We start from the raw sequence: 24,772 nt of genomic DNA, 5'->3' as shown, positions 1-24,772 counted from the left end.
TGGGAGTTTAGAATAATATTTACTTAATGGGCAAATCATCAGACTACAAAGTAATGTACAGATGGCTATTTTTTTTCACTGTCATATGCCTACTCTTCACATGCCGGGTCCATGCTGATGAAAATAACCCTATCCTGATCATCAGCTCTTACAATCCCGACACACGCAATACGACGCAAAATATTTCCGAATTCATGGAAGAGTATAAGAAACAGGGGGGAAACTCGCCTGTCGTAATCGAGAACATGAACTGCAAAAGCCTGCCCGAAGCTCCCCTCTGGAAGGAAAGAATGCGTAAACTGCTGAACAAATATCAGGGAGAAAACAGCCCTAACCTGATCGTTATACTCGGACAAGAAGGATGGGCCTCCTACCTTTCTCAAGATGACAGCATAATCCGAGATATTCCGATACTTTGCGGCATGGTCAGCCGAAATGCCGTCTTATTACCTGACAGTAATATAAACGTAGCGGAATGGACTCCCGAAAGTGTAAATGTAGAAGACCTGAAAAACAAGAGAAGAAACCTGGCTGGATTCGTCTACAACTATGATATCAAAGCCAATATAGAACTGGTCCGGAAATTGTATCCGAGCACCAAACATTTTGCCCTTATCACAGACAACAGCTATGGCGGTATTTCTCTCCAAGCCCTGGTAAAAAAGGAAATCGGCAAAATAAAGGGGATAGACTTCATCCCTTTGGACGGGCGTAAGAACGACATCTATAACATCATCGAGGAGATCAAGCAGTTACCCCCGCAAAGCATCATTCTTCTGGGAACCTGGCGTGTAGACGTCAATGACGGATACTATGTCGGCAACGCAACTTACACCATGATGTTGGCAAATCCCAAAGTACCGGCATTTTCACTGACTTCCATCGGGCTGGGGCATTGGGCAATCGGAGGCTGTATACCCCAATACCGCTCCATAGGAAAAGATCTGGCCCGTCAGGCTCTCCACCTTTTAAAGGAACATCCTGAAAAATTGGACACAGAAACAATTCCGAACCTATATACATTCGATGCCAAGAAACTGAAAGAAAGGCACATCTCGACAAAAGAACTGCCTCCTCATTCCGTATTTATTAATACCGAGGTAGGATTATTCGTCCAATATAAATTTGAAATCCTATTGTTGGTCGCAATCGTGTTGTTACTGTTCCTGATCATGGTGCTTTACTTTTACCTGCGCACCAGCAAGCTGAAAAATAAATTACTGATCCTGATCGACAAACAGAAAGAAGACGAAATAGAACTGAGAAAAGCCAAAGACAAGGCAGAAGAATCCGACCGTTTGAAATCGGCTTTCCTGGCCAATATGAGCCATGAGATCCGTACGCCGCTGAATGCAATTGTCGGTTTCTCCAACCTGCTGACCATGGCGGAGGACGAAGAGGAACGGAATGAATATATCAATATCATCAGCAGCAACAATGAATTGCTCCTGCAACTAATCAACGATATCCTGGACGTAGCCAAAATCGAGGCCGGCACATTGGAATTTATCGACTCTGAGATAGACATCAACGCCCTATTATCCGATATCGAGCAATCGTCCCGCCTAAAAGCACCCGAAGGGGTACAGATTTCTTTTGTCGAAAAAATGCCTTATTGCATCATCATGTCGGACAAGAACCGATTGGCACAAGTCATCACGAACTTCATCAACAACGCGATCAAGTTTACGAAAGAAGGAAGCATCCGGTTCGGCTACCGGCATAAAGACGATAAACTGTTACTCTACGTCAGAGATACGGGATGTGGCATAGAACCGGAGAAGAAAGATCTTGTGTTCAACCGTTTCGTAAAGCTGAACAGCTTTGCACAAGGAACAGGCCTGGGACTTGCCATCTGCCAGATGATCGTCAAAAAAATGGGCGGTGAGATCGGTGTGGAATCCCAATTGGGGAAAGGTTCGACTTTCTGGTTCACTTTGCCGGATACCGTCATTCATGGCATTGACGTTCAGTCGATAAAAACGGCGGTAAACGAAGATGCTGTAATCGACAACACGAATCCGAAAAAAGCGACGCTGCTGATCGCAGAAGACAACGAAAGCAACTACATACTGATCCGTGCGGTCCTGAAAGAATACGACCTATTGCATGCCCACGATGGTAACGAAGCCGTCCGGCTTTATCGCGAACACCGTCCCGACCTTATCCTGATGGATCTCAAGATGCCGGACATGGACGGATATGAGGCAACTGTCGAAATCAGAAAAGAAGACTCCGACATTCCTATTATTGCCGTAACCGCTTTTGCTTTTTCAGAGGATGAGCAGCGAGTAAAGCAAAACGGCTTCAACGGATATGCGGCCAAGCCGATCAAACCGGCGGAATTGAAAAAAATCATTGTCCAATATCTCTCCCTTACAACACACGCGTCTGGGGAAATTGCAAAGTGAAAGTAGTTCCTTTCTCTTCTTCTGAAATAACGGAAATACTACCGCCATGCCGGTTCATGATCTGACGGCAAACACTCAGACCGATTCCCGAACCGCCCTGTTTAGTTGTAAAAAACGGAACAAATACCTTATCCATCGCTTCCGGCACAATGCCGTATCCGTTGTCGGAGACCGTAATCACCGGAACACCTTCACGCCTGAACGCATTCACCCGGACTTCGGGATAAGAACGTTCCTGGCATGCCTCGACTGCATTTTTCAACAGGTTTATCAACACCTGTTCAATCATGGCACGATCCGCATAAATACGCAAGTCTACCGGCCGGACAGAGAAAGAGAACGAAACAGCACCGGCAGGATACAGCCCCCTTAAATCGTCAAAAAGAGAGGAAACCGGAAACAACTGCTGCATCGGAACCGGAATACGAGTCAGTTTCCGATAATTTTCGACAAAATCCAATAACCCCTTGCTCCGACGGTGTATCGTTTGCATGGCTTGCAACATAATACTGTAATCCCGCTCGTTCAACCCGTTGGAACTCGCACGTTCCGTCACCGTTTCCGACAAGGAAATGATAGGGGCGATAGAATTCATGATCTCATGCGTCAAGACACGGATCAGCTTTTGCCAGGCTTCTGTCTCCGCCTCCGCCACCACCACATTGTACAGACGGGTCCGAAAAGCAGATAGCGCTTCATTCATGGCACGCGTCAGGTTGGCTTCGGGCCCGTCTGTCGAAGGGATAGGAAAAGACAGATTCATATCTCCATAGTGGATGTTGGCAATCAGATGCTCCATCTTCTGAAGCATTTTCCGCTGATCCTGATAAAGGGAAAAAGCAGTTCCCAGCAAGATTATAAAACACATGACAGCCGTAAAATACAATTCCTTCAAAAGCAGAAAGGCAATTGAAAGAGATAGCCCGACCAACAACCCGATCTTCAGGAAAAGGACATATCGTTTCATAGGCCCAACTTATCCAGTTTCCGGTACAAGGCAAAACGGGTGATTCCCAGCAGCTCGGCAGCACGCGTGATATTCCCGTCCGCCCGGCGGAGGGCTCGTTCAATCGCTTCCTTTTCGAGAACTCCCAGGTTCAGTTCTTCCGGCTCCCCTTTCTTTTGGGCAGGTGCAGGATGCAGCATAAAGTTTTCAGGTCTCAGCATGGGGCCATCCGAAAGAATCACGGCACGCTCGATCGCATGTTGCAGTTCGCGGACATTGCCCGGCCATGCATAGCTTTGCAATTTCGTTTTCGCATCTCTGGTAAGCCCTCCTATCTTTTTCTTATACTTGCGGGCATAACAGTCCAGAAAATAATCGGCCAACAGCAAGATGTCATTTCCCCGTTCGCGGAGTGGAGGGATATGCAACTCGATCGTATTGATCCGGTACAACAAATCCTGCCGGAAAGTTCCTTCCTGTACCATCGCATGGATATCCATATTCGTGGCAGAGATCAGCCGGACATCGATCGGCACGGAACGGGTAGCACCCAGACGGAGAATCTGCCTTTTCTCGATAGCGGTCAATAACTTCGCCTGCATCGGCAAGCTCAAATTACCGATTTCATCCAGAAACAGGGTCCCGCCGGAAGCCACTTCCATACGTCCGGGCTTATCGCGCCGTGCATCCGTGAAAGCTCCTTTTTCATATCCGAACAGTTCGCTTTCAAATAATTGTTCCGGGATACTCCCAAGATCGATACTGATAAAAACCTGGTTGCAACGGGGCGAATGATGATAAAGAGCGCGTGCAATCAGATCCTTTCCAGTCCCGTTTTCGCCTAAAATCAGAATATTGGCATCCGTATCCTTCAGTTTGGCAATCGTGGCAAACAATTCCTGCATGACATCGCTCTCACCGATAATCTCAAAGCCGGTATCATCAGGGCTTCCTAATGCCTCGACCCGCTGTTTCAATGTATTGATTTCCGTACGGCTTTCACGCAGTTTCAAGGCTGCCGAGAGAGTAGCAAGCAGTTTTTCTTTTTCCCAGGGTTTCGGAATAAAGTCGGTAGCCCCCGCCTTTATGGCACGTACGGCCTTTTCCGTATCTGCATAGGCCGTAATAAAAAGAACCACGGCATCGGGGTCGGCGGCCTTTATCTTTTCGAGCCAAAAGAACCCCTCCTGTCCGCTGATCGCATCCCGCCGGAAATTCATATCCAATAAAATAACATCGGGCACGAATGTCGACATAAAATGCTCGATCCGTTCCGGCTGCGTCGTCACTTTTATCTGTTCCACATAAGGTTCAAGCAACAGATTCAACGCAAAGAGGACATCTTCGTTATCATCTATAATCAATATTTTCCCGTTCTTCATATTCCTGGTATTATTCTATCTCGTGTAAAAAATCATCCTTGACGTGACAAAGATATGTATTATATATACGGAATGTATGTGCGATACTGCACATAATTTGTGCGAAATAACACGTTTTTTCATACACTTACAGGCAAGCTAATAGTAACATATTAAGAATGTTTGGAATACATATAGCCTTTTCTTGCATAATAAGCATCTTCATTACAACATGTCAGTATGTAATGATTCTCTACACCCGGATGTTCGAGGCGTCAACATCCGGGTGTAGGGAGCGTCAACATCCGGGTGTAGAATGCCGGAAGATGGGCATGTTTCCGAACATTTCTGCTTGCTTTCCACTCTTTTCCTCCTTGTTTTCTGCAAAAAAGGACCTTATGTCGACGAAATAACTTGCTCACAAATACATATAGATACGCTTCCCGCTACTTTCAGAACAATACCGATTCTCCGTTTCAATTGATACAAGTGTGACACAGGAGTGATACATGAATCCGGCATGTATCACTCCTTGTACATCATGCTTATCAATACTTACAAAGCAAAGCGTGATAGAGTGATAGAGAATCCCGCAAAACCATAAAGAGATGTCTATCGTTTCTTAATACAATTTCAGCCTGAATATACCGTGCTAATCCGCACGTAAATTGTGCGGATTAGCACCCTATCCATATCACTACACATCACTATTTACATAAGTACCAACCTTTTACAAAAATGGCATATTATTTGCTTCATTTTTGCCATGAAACAAATAATATACATAGCAATACTATTTCTGCTCCCCTTACAGCTCCAGGCGCAGAAAACACTTACGCTGACATTGAGCGAAGCTATCGAAATGGCACGTCGGAATTCTCCTGAAGCGATTGCCGCCCGTCACGCTTTCAGGGCTTCTTACTGGAACTGGCGTTCGTTCCGGGCTAAACAGTTGCCGAGCCTGACACTTACATCCGATCCGAGCTTGAATCGTTCCATCCAGTCAGTCACCTTGGAAGACGGTAGCGACAAGTTTGTGCATCGGAACCAACTCTCAGTCGATGCCAGCCTCGAAATCCAACAAAATATAGCCCTTACAGGGGGAAAGGTTTTATTGAAAACCGGACTTGAAAGACTGGATATGTTTACCGACAATATCTCGTCTTACAAAAGTACTCCGGTTGTCGTAGGATATGAACAAGACTTATTCGGCTTCAATGACCTTAAATGGGAACGCCGTATCGAGCCGATCAAATACGAAGAAGCAAAAAAGACCTATATCGAAACACTTGAACTGGTAGCAGCCTATACGACCAACCGCTTTTTTAACTTGGCTACGGCACAGACATCGCTGGAAATCGCGAACTATAATTTTGCATACGCCGACACGCTTTACCGGTATGCACAAGGACGTTACAATATCGGAACGATCACCGAAAACGAAATGCTCCAATTGGAACTCAACAAACTGACCGAACAAACAAACTGCCTCAATGCGCAAATCGAGGTCGACGATTATATCCAGTCGCTCCGCAGTTATCTGGGCATTTCCGAAAATATAAACTTGGTAGTGATTCCCGACGACAGTATTCCTCACTTCACAGTCGACGTAAACGAAGCCATGCAGCTTGCTTTCCAAAACAACCCGGATATCAGCGCTTTCGAACGCCGCCGGCTGCAAAGTGAAAGCAACGTTGCCGAGGCAAAAGCCAACCGGGGTTTTAAAGCAGCCTTATATGCACAGTTCGGTCTGACGCAAAGCAACGAAAAGCTGAAAGAATCCTACCGCGACCCGATGGACCAGCAATTGGTGACATTGGGGATACGCATACCGATATTGGACTGGGGCGTAGGTAAAGGCCGGGTGAAAGTGGCCAAAAGCAACCGCGACAAGGTTTACACCGAACTGGAACAAGAACGGATGGATTTCGAACTGAACGTAGCCAAGATTGTCAAGCAATTCAACATACAGGCCGGAAAAGTTGCCATAGCCTATAAAACAGACCAAACGGCCCAGCGCCGTAACGATGTGGCACGCAGGCTCTACCTGTTAGGCAAATCGACGATTCTCGATCTCAATGCCGCCATAGCCGAAAAAGACAATTCCCGTCGTGCTTACATCGCGGCTTTATATAATTATTGGAATCTCTATTACGGTCTCCGCAGCCTGACCGGTTACGATTTCGAGAAGATGATCCCGATCACAGAAGACTATGAACTCCTTTTAAACAATTGACAATGGACAATTGACAATTCATAAATCATAAATTATAAATCATATACATGGACAAGCCCATAGCAAAGAAACCCGTTTATTACCGCTACCGCTGGCATATCGCCGGGGGAATCGCATTTATTGTTCTTCTCATCTATGTCGGGATCGCCGCTTCCGGTGGCAGGAAGCTCCGTACCGATGCAGAAAACCTGATCATCGGAGAAGCGACAAGCGACAAATTTCTGGAATATGTAGACGTCGAAGGCGTCGTGCAACCCATCCTCACCATCCAGATCAACACCCGCGAAGCCGGCAGCGTGGACAGGATCATTGCAGAGGAAGGAACTATGATGAACAAGGGAGACACGATCCTGACACTCAACAATCCCGACCTTATCCGCGCCATCGAGGACCAACAGGATGAATGGGAAAAGCAGCTGATCTCTTATCAGGAGAAAGAGATCGAGATGGAACAGAAAAGTATCGACCTGCAACAAAAGACCTTACAAACGACCTACGAACTGAACCGGCTCAAAAAAAGCTATGCACTCGATGAAGAGGAATTCAATATGGGAGTCAAAAGCAAAGCACAGCTCGAAGTGGCCCGGGACGAATTCGACTATAAAACCCGAAGCACCGCTTTGCAGTTGGAAGGTTTGCGCCATGATAGTGCAGCTACGATCTTGCGCCGTGAGTTGATGAAAAACGATCTTGAACGGGAACGTAAAAAGTTCGAACGTGTCCGGGAACGCATGGAGGACTTGGTTGTTCGTGCTCCTCTCTCCGGACAACTCAGTTTTGTGAAAGTAACTCCCGGACAACAGGTGCAAAGTACCGAAGCGATCGCCGAGATCAAAGTCCTCGATCAGTTCAAGATCCATACTTCCCTCAGCGAATACTACATCGACCGGATCACCACCGGTCTACCCGCCACCATCACCTGGCAAAACAAAAAGTACCCGCTCCGGATCACCAAAGTCGTTCCGGAAGTCAAAGACCGGAACTTCGATGTCGACCTGGTCTTTACGGAGGCAAGCCCGGAGAACGTACGCATCGGAAAAAGTTTCCGTGTCCAGATCGAACTCGGACAACCGGAAGAGGCCCTCGTCATCCCACGTGGTGACTTCTTCCAGGCCACCGGCGGCCAATGGATATACAAACTGAATGAATCCGGCACGAAAGCCCGGAAAACCCCGGTCAGCATCGGCCGCCAAAACCCGCAGCAATACGAAATAACCGGCGGCCTCCAACCGGGCGACAAGGTGATTGTCACAGGATATAGTACCTTTGGGGATGCGGAAGAACTGATTTTAAAATAATATTCGAATCATGATACTACAACATTATATCAAAATTGCATTTCGTAACTTGGCAAAATATAAAGTACAATCTGCCATCAGTATTGTCGGTTTGGCAATCGGGCTGATCTGTTTTACATACGGATGGAACTGGTACAGGTATGAAACGAACTACGACGGGTTCTACCCACAATCCGGACAAATTTACCGAATATACGGAATCGATAAACAAACGGGAAAGAAATCGGAGGAATTACCACTTATTCTGGCACGCAAACTGAAAAAAGATTTCCCGGAAGTAATAGAGACAACGCAGATTTATTCCAAATACGGCTCGACTTTCAAATATGGAGAAACAAGGTTAGAGGATCCGGACGAGGAATTCATTGACGAACAGTATTTCAAATTCTTTCCACGTCCCGTAATTTGCGGTAAAAGGGATGATATCCTGAAAACGCTGGATGAGATAGCCGTCACCCGCTCTTTTGCCGTGAAATATTTCAAAACACCGGAGGAAGCATTAGGCAAAACCCTTGAAAACGGATATCGCAAAAGCATTACGATCGTGTCCGTCCTGGAAGATTCGCCCAACAACTCCATGATGCAAGCCGATGTTTATGAACTGGACAAATTCGACCGTGACCGGGAAAACCGGATCACGGACGAAAAACAATGGGCCTTGCTAAACACTAAAATCTATCTATTATTAGCACCCAACATTAATATAAAAGCTTTTGAGAAGAAGATCAATTCTTATATAGTCGAACATGAATATAATAAATCAATTTTGTTAAAGTTGGTTCCCCTGACAGATGTCCGTCATACATTCGGAAGTGAATTGACATTTAATCTTTCCTACATCCGGACATTCACGGTAACCGGCCTCTTATTGTTACTCTGCGTTTTCTTTAATTTCACCAATCTGCTGTTGAATCGTATCTACTTACGGAACAAAGAAATGAAATTGAGAAATGCGATCGGCGCTGATAAAAAGAACTTGGTTATCCAGTTGTTGCTGGAATTGACATTGCTTGTCGGGATCAGTTTTCTATTGGCTTCCTGCCTGTTGGAATTAACCGCTGGCGGTTTCTCACACCTCTTCGATACGACATTACAGCGAAAGTTATTATTCAGCCATCTTTGTATCATAGCAGGCATTAGCTGGCTGACACTCATGATTGTCAGTCTACCGTTATTCTTGCATTTTGTACGCGCTTCTTCTCTATTAATATCCGGAGGAATCTCTCCTACCCGGAAAAGCGGTTTCCGCAAAATCAGCATGACACTCCAACTATGTATCTGCATATTCTTCCTGATGAGCACATTTATCATGTTCAGGCAAATATCTTTCATGAAACATAAAAACTTGGGATTCCAGAAAGAGGGTCTGATACAGATGGAAATGACATTCAACGACCGGGAAGGAATCAATCGCGAGATTTCTTCATTAGCAGTCCTAAAAGGATTCACACAAGCCGGAATATTTACCATCACCCATGAACCTTATACACAAAACGAAGTCGAATGGGAAGGTAAGCCTCTGGATTTCAATCCAAACTTCCAAGTCCTGCAAGTAGGCAGCAACTTCTCGGAAGTTTTTAACATACCGATGCTGAAAGGCCGTTTCATCAATGACGGCGATCTGGCAGACAATGGAGATTGGCGAGCTTCTTGGACAAAAGCCGTCATCAATGAAGAAGCTGCTCGCATCATGGGCATCGATAACCCGATCGGCAAGAAAATCAGTATTTGGAATTATACGATCATGCAAGACGGAAGCAGAGGACGTGCCGAAATGGAGATCGTCGGGATCATCCAAAACTTCCAAGCGGCCAGTTTGCGCAACCCGATCCTGCCACAAGTGATCGTAATCGACCAAAGCAAATGGAACAGTTATTTTTATTATGCCCGTACCGAACCCGGAAAAGAAAAAGCCACGATCAAAGCAATCCGGAATATATTCAAAAAACACTCTAAGTCAGGCGATCCCACTACCTGCAATGTACAGACCATAAGCCAGATACTTGATCGGCTCAGCACTTCCGAAGATGCCAGCCTGCAGCTCTTTACTTTGCTGGCTCTGTTCTGTACGCTAATCTCCATCTTCGGGCTTTATTCCATTTCATCCAGCAATATGGAACAACGAAGGAAAGAAATTGCCATACGGAAAGTGATGGGAGCCTCTGCCGGCACGATTGTCAAAATGTTTTTTATGGAATATCTGACAATTGCATTGATAGCCAACCTTCTTGCATTGCCACTCGCGTGGTTGTTCATGCAAAGTTGGTTGCAGCAATATGCCTATCGGAGCCATATCTCTGCCTGGATGTATATCGTAATCGTATTTGCCACCATCACTCTGATCATCGGAACCGTCCTCTATCAGACGATACAGGCTGCCCGGACCAATCCTGCGGAAGTGATCAAATCGGAATAATAACAAACTAAATCATTGAACCATGCTACACCATTACATCAAAATAGCTTTCCGTAATCTCTTGAAATATAAATTGCAATCATTCATCTGTATCGTCGGGCTCGCAATCGGATTTACAAGTTTCGCGTTATCGTCGCTCTGGATACGATATGAACTGACCTACGATACGTTTAGGAAAGACGCAGACCGGATCTATTACGTCCGGATGGAATCGGAAACCGATGACCAAGGATTATCAAGCGTTACACCTTACCCGCTGGCCCGATATTTGAAAGAGACATTCCCGGAGATAGAGGAAAGTTGCAACACGAGTGCCTGGAAAACCGATTTCCTCTACAACGAGAAGAAATACGAATCTTTCGACATGGTCATGGATTCAGCTGCCGAACATATGTTCGAAATAGAACTGATCTCCGGTAGCCGGGATTTTATGATCCCGAAAAGTAACAAGATCGCGATCACGGACAAGCTTGCCAAAGAGGTCTTCGGCACAAAGGACCCATTAGGTGAAAAACTGAAAATTTGGTCTGACGATATGGAAATATGTGCCATAGTCAAAAGTCAGGACCAGCACTCGAATTTCCCGTTCGGAATACTGAAGCCGTCCCGACAAACGGAGGAATGGAACGTAGCCTATTGTCAGACTTTTATAAAGGTCCGTCCGGAAACGGATATGAGAGCTTTTAAAAAGAAACTTTACGAACATAAAATAAAGAAAGACAGAGACTCGCTGAGTCATTTCGTTCTGACGTCAATCACCGCCATGCGGTATGACCACCCCGAAGAAGAGCCAACTATCAAGTTCGAACATATCTTGCTATTCGCTCTTGCCGGAGGATTGGTAATCCTGTGCGCACTATTCAACTATCTGACCCTATTCGTAAACCGTATACGAATACGCAGTAAAGAGATCGGGCTTCGGAAAGTGTGCGGCTCGTCTGACGGCAATCTGTTTGTCCTGTTCGCTTCCGAATACCTGCTTACGCTTTCCATCTCTCTTTTAGCCGGAATAGCCTTGATCGAAATCATACTGCCTGTATTCCAAGAATTATCGAATGTAAAAACGGATTCGTTCAGTCTCTATCTGGAAACATTCGTCTATTTCGGATTCATCACCTTACTGGCTTTCCTGTTCTCTTTATTCCCTATCTACTATTTCAGGAAGCGTTCGCTACAAAAGGCCCTTAAAGGTTCGTCTGACGGAAAAGGAAAGAACCTCTTCCCCAAAGCAAGCCTTACCTTGCAATTGATAATCAGCATCGGATTCATATTCTGTTCGTCGGTACTGATCAAGCAAATCCATCACTTGCACACCACCGATATCGGACTAAACCGGAAAGACCGGGGCGATGTCCGTATATATCCCCAAACAGACGGTTTGAAAGAAGAAATTGCCAAACTCTCCTCCATCGCCGAAGTATATCCGGATGAAAACGATCCACTATTTCCAAGCCATTCACGTTCCTACAGGTCCTTTACCGATTGGGAAGGCAAGCCGGCCTCTGTGGAAGGTCTTACGATCCAAATAATCCCATGCAACAATCGCTACTTTGAATTTTATGGTCTGCAATTGCTAAAAGGCAAGTTGCCGGAAGGAGATACCGAACGGCACATACTCCTAAACGAAGCAGCTGTAAAGGAATTGAAGATCGACAACCCGATTGGCAAAACACTTAGCCGCAAAGATCAGAAAGGATTTATCATCGACGGCATTTTCAAAGACTTTTATATCGCACCTCCTACCGTTCCGGTAAAGCCGGTTATGCTCGAGTTCAGTCCGGGAAAAAAGAATATACAGAATGATTATTCAACGACTGCCATATTCCGGCATCAGCCGGGAAGCCGCGAACTGTGCAAACAACAGGTTGAACAGTTGGCAAAGAAAATGCAACCGAACGCCGTCGACATACATGTTACTTTTATGGAAGAAGAGTATGAAAAGTTTCTGAAATCGGAAAAGGCGCTACTCAAGATGCTTGACTTCGTGACTATAGTCTGTATTTTGATCTCATTGTTCGGCGTATTCTCTCAAGTAACTCTGGACTGCGAACAGAAGAAGAAAGAAATCGCTGTCCGTAAAGTAAACGGGGCAGAGGCCTCCGATATCATGAGAATGTTTTTTGCCGGTAATCTCCGCCTGCTATGCATCGCTTCGGTCATAGCATTTCCGGCCAGTTACCTGATCATGAAATCATGGATTGAAAACTATGTGTTGCAAGCAGCAATCAGTTGGTGGCTTTATCCGGTCATCTGGGGTGTACTGGTCCTGCTGCTGACTCTTTGTACCGGTTGGCGCATACAGAAGGCAGCGAACCAGAACCCGGCAGAAGTGATCAAGTCGGAATAAGAATGTCTTTGAACAATATCTTATAACAAACAATCAGATTATGTTATCACACTATGTCAAAGTTTCTTTTCGGGAACTACTGAAATACCGAACTCAATCAATTGTCAGCATCATTGGTCTGGCCGTAGGATTTACTGCCTTCATTTTAGGAGGTTACTGGCTATGGTGGGAGACACATTTCGATAATTTCCATCCGGAAGCAGACCGACTTTACTGCCTGACGACAGAAGGACTTGTCAAGCGTGCCAACGGAACACAATCAGATTTAGACCAGTTACATATTAACGACCGGGAAGAATTATTCAAGCTGCTCCCCGAAATCGAAGTCTCTTGTTCATTCAACCACCTCAGTTTTACATTGAAACAGGACAACGAAGCAATCAACCTGCATGGAATGGAAAGCGAACAGTCCTTCTTCGACCTTTTCCGGGCAGATTTTATCGAAGGGACTCACCAAGGGGTCATTCCCGACGGCAGTTCTGTCATTTTAACGGAACGGACAGCCCACAAATTGTTCGGGACAACAAACTGTATTGGCAAGGAAGTCGTATTGGATAATAATCTTCGTCCCTCTGTAGTCGGTATTATCCGTAACTATCCGGATAATACTGATCTGCTGTTCGACTTTCTGTTGATCAGAACCCCTCACCCCAATCATGTCAAACGCATGACGACCTACGTGCGGCTCCAAAAGAATGCGAACGTGGCAAATGTACGGAACAAACTGGCGCACTATAAAAGCCATGCCGAAAACAAATGGGATCGCGAACAGGTAAAAAACTGGAAAATAAACCTGCTGACAGCCTCCGAAGTGCATCTTCGGTGCCATCCTGAATTGACAGACCGCATCCGTAACATTCATATCCTGGCTTTGGCCGGGACAATGGCTTTCCTTAGCGCTCTGATCAACCTACTTGTCCTTTTTATCGGTCAACAGCAACGGAAACAACAAAAAAACCGGACTTATCTTTGTATAGGAGCCTCAACCACAAGTATGATTACAAAAAGTTTCATCGAACTGGCACTTCCTTTGATCATCGCCTTCCTGATTTCTTTCTGTCTGATCGAGAGCATCTATCCTTACTATGAAAGCTATACGACCTGGCACCGGTATGGTATCTATGAGAACGTCAGTCGCCACCTTTCACGAACTTCACTTTTAGGCAATACGCTGTCACTCGCTGGAATCTGTATGTTAGTATTCCTTCTTATCTGTTATTATCCGATACGAAATCTTTTAGAGCATAAAATACAGAAACCGGCTCTTTTCAAACAGGGCCTGATCATCGTTCAGATATTTATCGGTTCACTATTCTTTATCACCTCCATCGGATTGTTCCGACAGTTGCATTTTATCCTTTCAAAAGATAAAGGGATCGATTATGAACGGGTCATACAGGTAGATTTAGGATATGACACCTCCTTTCAGACGGATTTAAGTGTTTTGAAACCGGAAATGACCAACCATCCGTATGTAGAAGAAGTCACATACACCTGCGGGAACGCTCCAGTCTTTACGGAACAAGGGGATTGGTACGGTTCCTTTTACTCGTATTTCTGTTTCAATCCGAATGAAGCCGAACCCAATAGTTACAACTCGGTAATCGTTGCCGACAAGGACTTCTTTTCGTTCTTCAAACTGCAACTGAAAGCAGGTAGCTGGCCGACGGACGCAACCCCATATAGCTATATGGTAAATGCAACTTGCCTGCAAACATTAGGCTACACGGATCTGCTTGAACGGCCTATATACATAAAAGGGCAAGCAAGCCAAGCCCGAGTTTGCGGTGTCATCAAAGACTATCTCTACGCTCCGATGCAATATCCTATATTACCGCTGTTCTTCACCACATACGAAAATCCGATGGTAAAAGACTTCGAGCGTCCTTACCTTATTTATGTCCGCTATGCAAAAGGACATAAAAAAGAAGTGCTGGAACATCTTCACGAGATAACATCACATATTCAGAATGACAATGTCAACCGGAGTAAAATGTTTACGGAGCTGTCCGATCTAATAGATCGGTTCAACCGGCCGGAAAAAGTGATCTTTACCATCTTCAGCATCCTTTCGCTGGTTTGCATCCTTATCTCCACATTCGGCATTTACTCTCTGGTGAGCCTCGCCACCGAACAGCGGCGGAAAGAGATTGCCATCCGCAAAGTAAACGGAGCTACCTTTTATCACATTCTTCAACTGTTCTTCCGAGAGTATTTCATATTAGTGACATTAGGCAATGTTTTTGCTCTTCCAGTCGGCTACTTGGTTATAAAACGTTGGCTCGAGACATACGCCAACCATACCACATTGCCGGCAGGATTGTTCCTGTTGGTTTTCCTTATCACCTGTGGGATCGTGCTGCTCTCTATATTCCGTCAGGTCAAAAGGGCAGCCGCCACCAATCCGGCAGAGGTAATCAAAACGGAATAATAAAAACAAAAACATAATAACGACAAAAACATCACATCATGTTCAAACACTACTTGAAAATGGCTATCCGCCAAATTCTTAAAAACAAGATCCAGTATTTGCTTTCCATCATCGGAATCGCAGTCGGACTTCTTTGTTTCAGTATAACCTCTTATTATATCAGAAGATTCAACAACCAGTTTATTGCTTGGGCAAACAGCGATCGGATGGCGAATATATATGTCAAATCGGCCCAATACGGTTATGAGGACCCTTATATTCCAGGAGAGGTGGTGCAAGAACTGATGGGGAATCCGATCACCGGAATTGGGCAAATCGCTTATTCATACGGATACGGCCAAGCCAATATTTCCATATCCAAAGAGAACCAGAAAGAAATCCCGTACCAGTGCAGCATCCAGAATGTCACAAAAGATTTTCCGACCATATTCAGCATTCAAACGTTGGAAGGCCAGACACCGACACTCAAACCGGGAGAAGTATTCATCAGCGAATCATCCGCGAAAAAAATATTCGGAGCAGAAAACTCTATCGGAAAAACACTCTATTTCAGTCGTGCAGACAGCGACACGTCTGCCATCCACTATTCCACAATCAGCGCCGTTATCAGGGATTTTCCGGATGGGACACGGGAAAAGAGTGACTTTTATTTCCTGGAAACAGCCGGCATCCAACCAAAACGTAAATACCGAGATCTGGTGGTCCTGCTGGATAAAGGTGTTTCAAGCAAAGAAATAAACCAAAGGTTACGCCAACAAATACCGGCTTTTGGAAAAAACAACGATCACTATCTGACAGCACGCACTTTCAAGGAAGAGATGTACAAACCGGATAATCTCAGTGCGACATTCTTCATCCCGTTGATCGGCCTCCTGATATTGATTGCCGCGATGATAAACTTCCTGAAGTTCTGCATTCAGTCGTTCTATAACCGGACACGAGAACTCAGTTTACGGAAATGCTTAGGTTCAGACGCAAAAGGATTGTTCAGATTACTCTTCAGCGAGATTGCGGTTCTTTTCATCCTGTCGGCATTGGCAAGTCTCGTCCTGACCGAATGGATAGTGCCTGTTTATTATCAGTATATGGCCTCGAAAGAAACGATCAACGAGAATCTGTTTATCCATACGCCTACCTTGATCCAGCAGGAAATGGAGTATCTCTGTTTCTTGTTTGTTCTCTGCGCCTTGATTGTGTCATTGGTCATCTTCCGCATCAAACATATCACATTGACAGAAGGAATAAAAGGCGTGAAACGACAGAAACATAGTATAAGGAACTTCATGTTAGGAGTCCAACTGTTCATCTGTTTCCTCTTTATTGCCGGAGCTATCGGACTAAGAAATATTTACCACCTCGCAGAAGAAAAAAGGAACAACACGCTGACGGAAGAAGAATGTACCCGTATCTGGAAGATAGAACTTTGGGAACCGCAAGTACAAGGACACGAAGAAGAGATCGTCTCCCGTATCCGTACGCTTGCTGGGGTTGAAGACGTGCTTTTAGAGACTCCCGGCAAATATCTGGATTATAAGAACAAACAGGGAGAGACACTGCACGGGATACATTTCCTCACCAGTAAAAACTACCCGTCTTTCATGAAACTGCCGATAGAGGGAAGAATGCCACAGGCGGCTAACGAAATAGTGGTTTCACGGTCGCTTATCTGGGAATTGGAGAAAGACGGGGAAAAGAATCCGACATCCGTACAATTGGGAGACCAGACTTTCCAGATTACCGGCATATATGAGCAACTACCGTTCGAACCGGTATATACCCAAGATCAAATGGCTAAAGCCAATCAATCTCAATATCACCGTTTCTCCTTCATCTCCGTTCCTAAGGAACCGAACTATAGGGTCGCTTACATCAAATGCATAGCCGGACAGGAACAGAACGTACGGAAAGAAATACTCAAAATCGTACATAACTGGTTGCCGGCATCCATTCCTTTCCTGCTGACCACCAAACAAGAGGAGCGATTCCGGCTCAATGGAGGGGAGATGCTGATAAGCGACCTGTTCAGCCTATTGTCCGTTATCAGCATAGTCATTACAGTCCTGGGTATCTATTCCGCCATTACACTCGACACGGTCAGCCGGCAAAAAGAAGTCGCCATACGGAAAATCAACGGAGCCGGCCCTAAGGTCATTGCACTATTGTTCGGTAAACTATATATCCGTTTACTTGCCATTTCAGCCATCCCTGCGCTGGCAATCGTCTATATGCTCCTGCGAATATTGACGCAAGAAAAGATAACGATTGATCCCGGCTGGTTAAACAATCCATTGATGTGGCTGGCAATCCTCCTTCTGACCACCACTATCGTATTCGTAACCGTCGCCTATCGTATCTGGCTGATTTCACGGTTGAACCCGGCAGAGGTAATCAAAACGGAATAAAGGAGGATGTGTTCCCACATTAAGCGCGGGAACACAGCACTAAAAACAATTAATATTTTGGATGATAAGACAAATTACATGAATTAGGGCTTATCATAAGCCAACATGTTTTACTTTTGTCCTCAAAACATTAATATTTATTTTATGAATACAAAAACATTAATCGCATTGCTCATGGCAGGAGCAGGCCTTGCCTCCTGTTCACAGCCGATTCCCTCCTACACGGTAATGGGAAATATCCCCGATTCTACCTTTAATGGGAAAACAGTCTATATCTTCGACCGGGATAAGGGGCAAAACATTGACAGCGCAGTGATTGAAAACGGAGCGTTTACGTTCACCGGTCAGATTGACACCGCTGTTTTATGCCTAACCCAAGTCGGAAGGAAATACTATACCACCTTCATGCTCGAAAACGGTACCATCCAACTGAACATGGAAACTCCGAACAGCGCGTCCGGCACTCCCTTGAATGAGACCTTCAGCAGCTATATCCAAGAAGAAAAAAGAATCAGTGAACTCTTCCAGAACAAAATGAAAGAGATCCGGGAGCAGGAACAAGATAAAAGTAAAGTCCAAGAATTGACAAAGACCTATTACGACAATGAGTATAAGCCGGCCTATATGGCTATGCTGAAGGACTTCATCGATAAAAACCAAGATAATTACATCGGTGCTTTTGCCCTTCAAAACCTATCGAACTTTATGAACCCGGAAGAAATGGAATCTATCATTGCCCAATCCAGCGCCTTTATCCAAAGTAGGAACATCATCCGGAAACTGAGCCAACGGATTACCAACCTGAAAAAGACGGCCGTCGGACAACCTTTCACCGACTTTACAGTGGAAACCGAAGATGGCAAAAAGGTTTCCCTCTCCGACTATGTAGGAAAAGGGAATTATGTATTGGTTGACTTCTGGGCAAGCTGGTGCGGCCCCTGTCGTGCAGAGACCCCGATACTGGCAGAAGTGTATAACCAATACAAGGATAAAGGATTCCAAGTACTTGGTGTAGCCACATGGGACCAGCCGAAAGATACAAAGAAAGCCATCGAAGATTTGAAGATTACTTGGCCACAGATTCTCAATGCCCAGAACACGCCTTCTGAACTGTACGGCTTCAACGGAATTCCGCATATCATCTTGTTTGGCCCTGACGGGACAATCGTAGCTCGCGACCTGAGAGGCGATGCGTTGAAAGCAAAAGTAAAAGAGATGATGCAATAATATAACATGCACAAACAACTGCTTATAGTGATGTTGATTTGTCTGAAAGGTGCCGATTATATATCTGCACAGCAGTGGACAAAAAAGGATTCAGTCTGGCTCCAGAACGTCTTGTCCGGTAAAGAAAAGCTGGAACTGAATCCAGAGACGATGAAAGCGATTCAATCAGGTTCTTTTATAAACTTGGATGAACCGGCTTCCGACATGAAAATGTCACCGGTAACCCCGTTACCCATCCTCAAAGATTTCACCGAATACATACAAACAGATTCAACCCATCGTAAAATAGCATTAAAGGACCTGCCTCCTGGTGTTTTCTGGTTATATGCTCCTCCTCCCGGTAAATTTTTACCGGTCTATAAAAATATGCTCGAAACATGGAAAAACGATCCTATGAATCGTTCTCATAACACAGGCTTCGTCACTTTCGACTTCGCAGAAATGACCAGCAGGAAGAGTTATATACACAAACGTAATGCCAAAAGAGATGGGACATGGAGAAATTACAACAATCTGCCTACTCCCGACATCATCAAGAAAAAGAAGAAACTCGCAACTGGTCATCCGGAATTTGCCAGGCAGGATACGCTTTTGTCACGCAAGGATTCGTTGCAGTTAAAAGACACGACACACGTAACCTCCTTTGCTCCGATGAACTAAACAGCCCATAGAATAAATTTTCAAAAAAAGTCGTATCATTTTGCAACAATCCAGTGTCATATAACGTCTTATAGTTATACAAGAAATATTAATCGGAAACAGGTTATGACAAAAATACAACTATTAGCTACACTGTTGGCACTTTTCATCTTTGCCATGCTGGGAGCATGCAATAATGAAGATTATCCGGAACCGGATGTTTTCAAGGTAACACCAGACCTCCGCACCCGTATCAATACTGGGATAAAAATGGCTTCCCGCACAGAAAAGAGGCTTTTCAACGAGACATTCAACTCTTTTCTTCACAAATGCGATGAAATGGGATCAGAAAATACTCCCTATCAATATATGGAAACGGAAGAGTATGCAGATCTGAAAAAGCTAATACTGTCATCCTCTCCCGCTACCTGCTATTTGTTAATGGACCGCTACCTAAAACGAAATCCCCCTTTCTTCTCTTTCATTCTGAACGATCTGATCGAAACTGCCTACCCCAATACAGCGGATAAGATTGCTAACCGGATGAAGTCGTTGACTACCGTACAGGAAACAATGGAGCTATTCCCTCAGGTTTGCTTGGAAATCTGGCTGGATGAAATAGAAGAATAGTTAATTTATCCAAAAAACTAACCCAATTATTGCATATAATATATCTTTTGCATTTATTTGTCTGACAAATAAGATTAATCATAATTATCGTCTAATATTATTGCAATGGATACATTAAAAGTACATAGTCAGACAATCACACTTGTTGATCAAGTAGAGGATAAACTTCTCAATTATTTAAAAGAAAAAGATATACGTACAGGAGATTCTATTCCTAATGAATTGGAATTGGCAGCAGCACTGGGGGTAGCTCGCAGTGTACTTCGAGAGGCTTTAAGTCGGTTAAAGATGATGGGGATGATAGAAACTCGTACGCGTCGGGGGATGATCCTAACAGAACCAACGATTCTTGGAGGAATGAAACGAGTTGTCGATCCACGTATTTTAGGCGAAGAGGCTCTTTTCGATATTTTAGGATTCAGAATTGCTTTGGAAATAGGGATATGTAGCGATATTTTCAGAAATATTACTCCGGAAGACATTTCAGAACTGGAAGAAATTGTAAAAATGGGAATTGTCTTTGAAAATAATGAATATGCCCCTGTCAGCGAATTTACATTCCATGCTAAATTATACGAAATCACAGGAAATAAAACTATTTCCGAATTCCAAGATATCATTCATCCCGTAATGATTTTTGTAAAAAACAAATTCAAGGATTTATTAGAACCTATCAATATAGAAATGAAAGAGCAAGGGCAGATAGTTACCCACGTAGATCTGCTTAATTTTCTCAAAAACAGAAATGAGCTTGGGTATCGAAAAGCAATAGAACAACACTTTGAAGTATATAAAAGATTTCTAAACAGTAGAAAATGAAGAAATAACTTGTTAACAATATGTCTAATACAGTCAAAATAGGAACAATTTTTCTGGCTTGTTTATTGAATTTATTTCAAGCCGCAGCATTAAAAGAAAGTATCCCTTCAACTAATCCTAGATTGGAAAAAATCAAATGGGATAATTCTCTTACTCTACCTGATTTAGACGGCAAGCCGAATATCGGAGTTGCGGGAGCTTTTTCAGGTTTTATAGACAACCACCTAATTATTGCAGGAGGCGCAAATTTTCCTTATGCCACACCTTGGAATGGAGGAAATAAGACTTATCAGAATACAATATATTGTATAAACACAATCCAGCCAGCCTCCAAATGGTTAGTATTACCAGAAAGTATGCCAAAAGCCTTGGCATACGGCAATTCTATAGAATTGCATACAGGTATATTATGTATTGGAGGTTGCGATTCCATCCAATGCTATAATGATGTTTTCCAAATTCAACTAATTGACGGACAAATAAAAATTGACACAGAGTGGCCTTCCTTACCTGTTCCTTTAGCAAATGCGACAGCCTCTTTGCTTGGAGATAAAATATATGTGGCCGGAGGTCAGAAAAGCATGGAAAAGCCCGAAGCTACCAATTATTTTTTTGTTCTAGATCTCAACAGCCGCAATAAAGGTTGGAAAGAATTACCATCATGGCCAGGAGAACCTCGAGGATATGCAGTGAGTACAACTCAAAGTGACGGTTTTGATAAATGCTTTTATCTTTTTAGTGGGCGTAACTATAAAGCTGACGGATACATAAATACACTTACAGATGGCTATGCCTTCAACCCACGTTTAAATTCATGGAAGAAACTGAAACAAAGCTTTCCAGTCATGGCTGGCAATGCATTATCTTGTGGTGCAAACCATATTCTTTTTTTAGGGGGTGTACCACAATTAATTCCAGGATCCGATGATCATCCAGGTTTTGACAATACAATTCGTCTTTACCATACTATCACCCAAAGTTTGATAAAGAAAGAAGTTGCTCCTTATCCTATTTCCGTTACAACCAATATTGCCCAAAAAGGCAATACATTTTATGTAGGGAGTGGTGAAGTCAAGCCTGGTATTCGTACACCTCATGTCCTAAAAGGGGAAATCATCCCATTCGAAAAAAAACTGGGTATAGTCAATACAATTGTTATCATTTTATATTTTGTATCTCTTGGTTGGATTGGCTACTATTTTTCGAAGAAGCAAAAAAATACAGACGACTATTTCAAAGGAGGAGGACGACTCCCTTGGTGGGCTGTTGGACTAAGTATTTTCGGAACGAGTCTGAGTGCTATCACATTCATGTCCATTCCCGCAAAAGCTTATTCTTCCGATTGGAGCTACATGCTTGTAAATGCAGGTATCTTAATGGTTGTTCCATTCATATTATATTTGTTTATTCCATTCTATCGCAAACTGAATGTTACAACAGCATACGAATATTTAGAACAACGATTCAGTTCTTTAATTCGGGTACTTTGCAGTATAGCTTTCATCCTATTTCAGGTTGGTCGTATGGGAATTGTCTTATTCTTACCAGCTATAGCATTAAATGTTGTTACAGGCTTCGATATATTTCTCTGCATAGGGCTGATGGGAATATTAAGTCTTATCTATACCATGATGGGAGGTATTGAAGCTGTAGTGTGGACAGATGCTTTACAAGTCGTTATTCTATTAGGTGGTGCCATCCTGGTTGTTATCATGGCCGCATGCAATATCCCTGATGGGGTCTCAGGTATTATCCGAGAAGCATCAGTTGACAATAAATTCGACTTGGGAAGTTTAAATTTCGACTTGAGGCAATCAACATTATGGACTGTACTAATTGCGACTTTCTTTACCAATTTAACAACTTATGGTACAGACCAGACAATGGTACAACGCTATATGACTACCGAAACAGAAAAACAAGCACAGAAAAGTGTACTGACAAATGCAATTCTTACTATTCCCGCGACACTTCTTTTCTTTTTCGTAGGCACAGTATTATATGTTTACTATAAACATAATCCAACAGATTTAAGTTTGACAATCACAGACGGAGATGCAATTCTCCCTTGGTACATTTATTCTCAACTCCCCCAAGGAGTCACAGGACTTTTAATTTCAGGGATATTTGCAGCAGCCATGTCTACCCTCAGTAGCAGTATGAATTCGGCCGCCACCGCCTACATTGTTGATATTCACGGCAAAATAATTAAAAAAGAAGCAAAAGACAACTTACGCACAGCAAAAATAGCAACTCTTTTCTTAGGTATTGCAGGAATAGCTTTTGCTTATATGATGGCAACTTGGGAAATAAAATCATTATGGGATGAATTCAATAAAATTTTAGGTATCATTTTAGGTAGCCTTGGTGGACTCTTCCTATTAGGAATGATCACACGAAAAGCAAATACTGCAGGAGCATTATGCGGCATTATCGGTAGTATATTTATACAACTGATCGTCATCCAACAGCAATCCGTACATCTCTTACTATATACAACTACTGGATTTGTCTCATGCTTCGTTATTGGGTATATAGCAAGTTGGATTATTCCCGGCAAGACTAAAAACATAGATCATTTAACAATATATAAAATATTCTCTAAAAAATAAAAACATGAAAAACTATCAACGTTTAAAAGGGCTAATTGCGGCATCTTTCACTCCTATGGATGCCCAAGGAAAGATTAATCTTTCCGTAATCGATAAGTATGCAGATCTGATGGCTAAATCTGATATGACAGGAGTGTTCGTGTGCGGTACGACCGGAGAGTCGCAATCCCTAACAACTAATGAACGAAAAAATATTCTAGAGCAATGGGTTAAATCATCCAATGGACGATTTAAAGTAATAGTCCATGTAGGCAGTAATTCACAAGTAGAAGCAATCGAATTAGCACGCCATGCGGCAGAGACAGGAGCCGATGCTATTGCCGCAATGGCACCTTGTTTCTTCAAGCCGGAAACTGTCAAAGATTTAATTGACTTTTTTACTCCGATTGCCAACAGTGCAGAAGAACTACCATTCTATTATTACAATATGCCATCTATGACTGGTGTATTTTTACCTGTTGCGACCTTTCTGACAGAGGGTAAAAAAGTGATGCCTAATTTAGTGGGAACAAAATTTACACACAATAATCTCATGGAAATGGGTGAATGTTTAACATTAAATAACGGTGAATTTGAAGTACTTCACGGGTATGATGAAATTCTAATCTCAGGATTAGCATTCGGAGCAGTTGCCGGCGTTGGAAGCACCTATAACTATCTTCCCGAAGTCTACCACGGTATTTTGAAAGCAGTTGAAGAAGGGGACTTCCAACATGCGAGAAAATTACAAATGAAATCAATAGAAATAGTAAAAATAATCATTAAATACGGAGGAGGTGTACGAGGAGGTAAAGCAATTATGAATTTGATCGGAATAGAGTGCGGCCCATGCAGACTACCCATTCCAGCTGTAAGCAAGGAAGAATATGATATGCTGAAAAACGATTTAATAAAAATCGGTTTCTTATCTAAATAAAAAGACACGGGGAATAAAACTTTGATCGGTACTTATTCCCTCGTGTCAATCTTAAAATAGCACTATTTTAAAACCAGTACA

15 protein-coding genes are annotated in these 24,772 nt (G+C 43.6%); 13 read left to right on the top strand and 2 right to left on the bottom strand.

Annotation, left to right across the window (positions count from 1 at the left end; all coding sequences use genetic code 11):
* Nucleotides 1–26 precede the first annotated feature (26 nt).
* Nucleotides 27–2,411, top strand: a complete 2,385-nt coding sequence (locus NQ542_RS16505) for an ATP-binding protein (protein WP_005637654.1) — start codon at nucleotides 27–29, stop codon at nucleotides 2,409–2,411.
* Here the strand turns inward: NQ542_RS16505 and NQ542_RS16500 are convergent.
* Nucleotides 2,377–3,378, bottom strand: a complete 1,002-nt coding sequence (locus NQ542_RS16500) for a sensor histidine kinase (protein ID WP_005637656.1) — start codon at nucleotides 3,376–3,378, stop codon at nucleotides 2,377–2,379. The two genes, NQ542_RS16505 and NQ542_RS16500, sit on opposite strands and share 35 nt — an antisense overlap.
* Entirely contained in the window at nucleotides 3,375–4,739 is a 1,365-nt protein-coding gene (locus tag NQ542_RS16495) for a sigma-54-dependent transcriptional regulator (protein ID WP_005637658.1), read from the bottom strand. Before NQ542_RS16495 ends, NQ542_RS16500 begins: the two co-directional genes overlap by 4 nt.
* A gap of 745 nt (nucleotides 4,740–5,484) precedes the next feature.
* Here NQ542_RS16495 and NQ542_RS16490 point away from each other — a divergent pair.
* From NQ542_RS16490 to NQ542_RS16435, 12 genes are all read left to right on the top strand, one after another.
* On the top strand, nucleotides 5,485–6,954 hold the full coding sequence (locus NQ542_RS16490; RefSeq protein WP_005637662.1) for a TolC family protein: 1,470 nt from the start codon (nucleotides 5,485–5,487) through the stop codon (nucleotides 6,952–6,954).
* A gap of 47 nt (nucleotides 6,955–7,001) precedes the next feature.
* On the top strand, nucleotides 7,002–8,252 hold the full coding sequence (locus tag NQ542_RS16485; protein ID WP_005637664.1) for an efflux RND transporter periplasmic adaptor subunit: 1,251 nt from the start codon (nucleotides 7,002–7,004) through the stop codon (nucleotides 8,250–8,252).
* Between the two features lie 10 nt (nucleotides 8,253–8,262).
* The gene (locus tag NQ542_RS16480; RefSeq protein ID WP_005637665.1) at nucleotides 8,263–10,668 is read left to right on the top strand and encodes an ABC transporter permease; all 2,406 of its coding nucleotides are present in this window, start codon (nucleotides 8,263–8,265) and stop codon (nucleotides 10,666–10,668) included.
* 22 nt (nucleotides 10,669–10,690) lie between these two features.
* Nucleotides 10,691–13,015 carry an ABC transporter permease gene (locus tag NQ542_RS16475; protein ID WP_005637667.1) on the top strand — a complete coding sequence of 775 codons (2,325 nt, stop codon included), beginning with the start codon at nucleotides 10,691–10,693 and terminating at the stop codon, nucleotides 13,013–13,015.
* 40 nt (nucleotides 13,016–13,055) lie between these two features.
* The gene (locus NQ542_RS16470; protein WP_005637669.1) at nucleotides 13,056–15,446 is read left to right on the top strand and encodes an FtsX-like permease family protein; all 2,391 of its coding nucleotides are present in this window, start codon (nucleotides 13,056–13,058) and stop codon (nucleotides 15,444–15,446) included.
* A gap of 38 nt (nucleotides 15,447–15,484) precedes the next feature.
* The gene (locus NQ542_RS16465; RefSeq protein ID WP_005637671.1) at nucleotides 15,485–17,848 is read left to right on the top strand and encodes an ABC transporter permease; all 2,364 of its coding nucleotides are present in this window, start codon (nucleotides 15,485–15,487) and stop codon (nucleotides 17,846–17,848) included.
* A 144-nt stretch (nucleotides 17,849–17,992) separates the two neighbouring features.
* Entirely contained in the window at nucleotides 17,993–19,075 is a 1,083-nt protein-coding gene (locus NQ542_RS16460; protein WP_036724363.1) for a redoxin domain-containing protein, read from the top strand.
* A gap of 6 nt (nucleotides 19,076–19,081) precedes the next feature.
* Nucleotides 19,082–19,735, top strand: coding sequence for a DUF4858 domain-containing protein (locus NQ542_RS16455; protein WP_005637675.1), 654 nt, complete (start codon nucleotides 19,082–19,084; stop codon nucleotides 19,733–19,735).
* A gap of 105 nt (nucleotides 19,736–19,840) precedes the next feature.
* On the top strand, nucleotides 19,841–20,344 hold the full coding sequence (locus NQ542_RS16450) for a hypothetical protein (RefSeq protein ID WP_005637679.1): 504 nt from the start codon (nucleotides 19,841–19,843) through the stop codon (nucleotides 20,342–20,344).
* A 105-nt stretch (nucleotides 20,345–20,449) separates the two neighbouring features.
* Nucleotides 20,450–21,163, top strand: coding sequence for a FadR/GntR family transcriptional regulator (locus NQ542_RS16445; protein ID WP_005637683.1), 714 nt, complete (start codon nucleotides 20,450–20,452; stop codon nucleotides 21,161–21,163).
* Nucleotides 21,164–21,183: 20 nt separating this feature from the next.
* Nucleotides 21,184–23,775, top strand: a complete 2,592-nt coding sequence (locus NQ542_RS16440; protein WP_005637686.1) for a sodium:solute symporter family protein — start codon at nucleotides 21,184–21,186, stop codon at nucleotides 23,773–23,775.
* A 4-nt stretch (nucleotides 23,776–23,779) separates the two neighbouring features.
* Nucleotides 23,780–24,691: a dihydrodipicolinate synthase family protein gene (locus tag NQ542_RS16435; protein ID WP_005637689.1), complete on the top strand. Its 912-nt coding sequence runs from the start codon at nucleotides 23,780–23,782 to the stop codon at nucleotides 24,689–24,691.
* Nucleotides 24,692–24,772: the final 81 nt, after the last annotated feature.

The sequence above is a fragment of the Parabacteroides merdae ATCC 43184 genome, from assembly GCF_025151215.1.
GTDB lineage: Bacteria > Bacteroidota > Bacteroidia > Bacteroidales > Tannerellaceae > Parabacteroides > Parabacteroides merdae.
The sequence above is the reverse complement of the archived record's forward strand: the minus strand, read 5'-3'. Positions and strand labels throughout refer to the sequence as shown.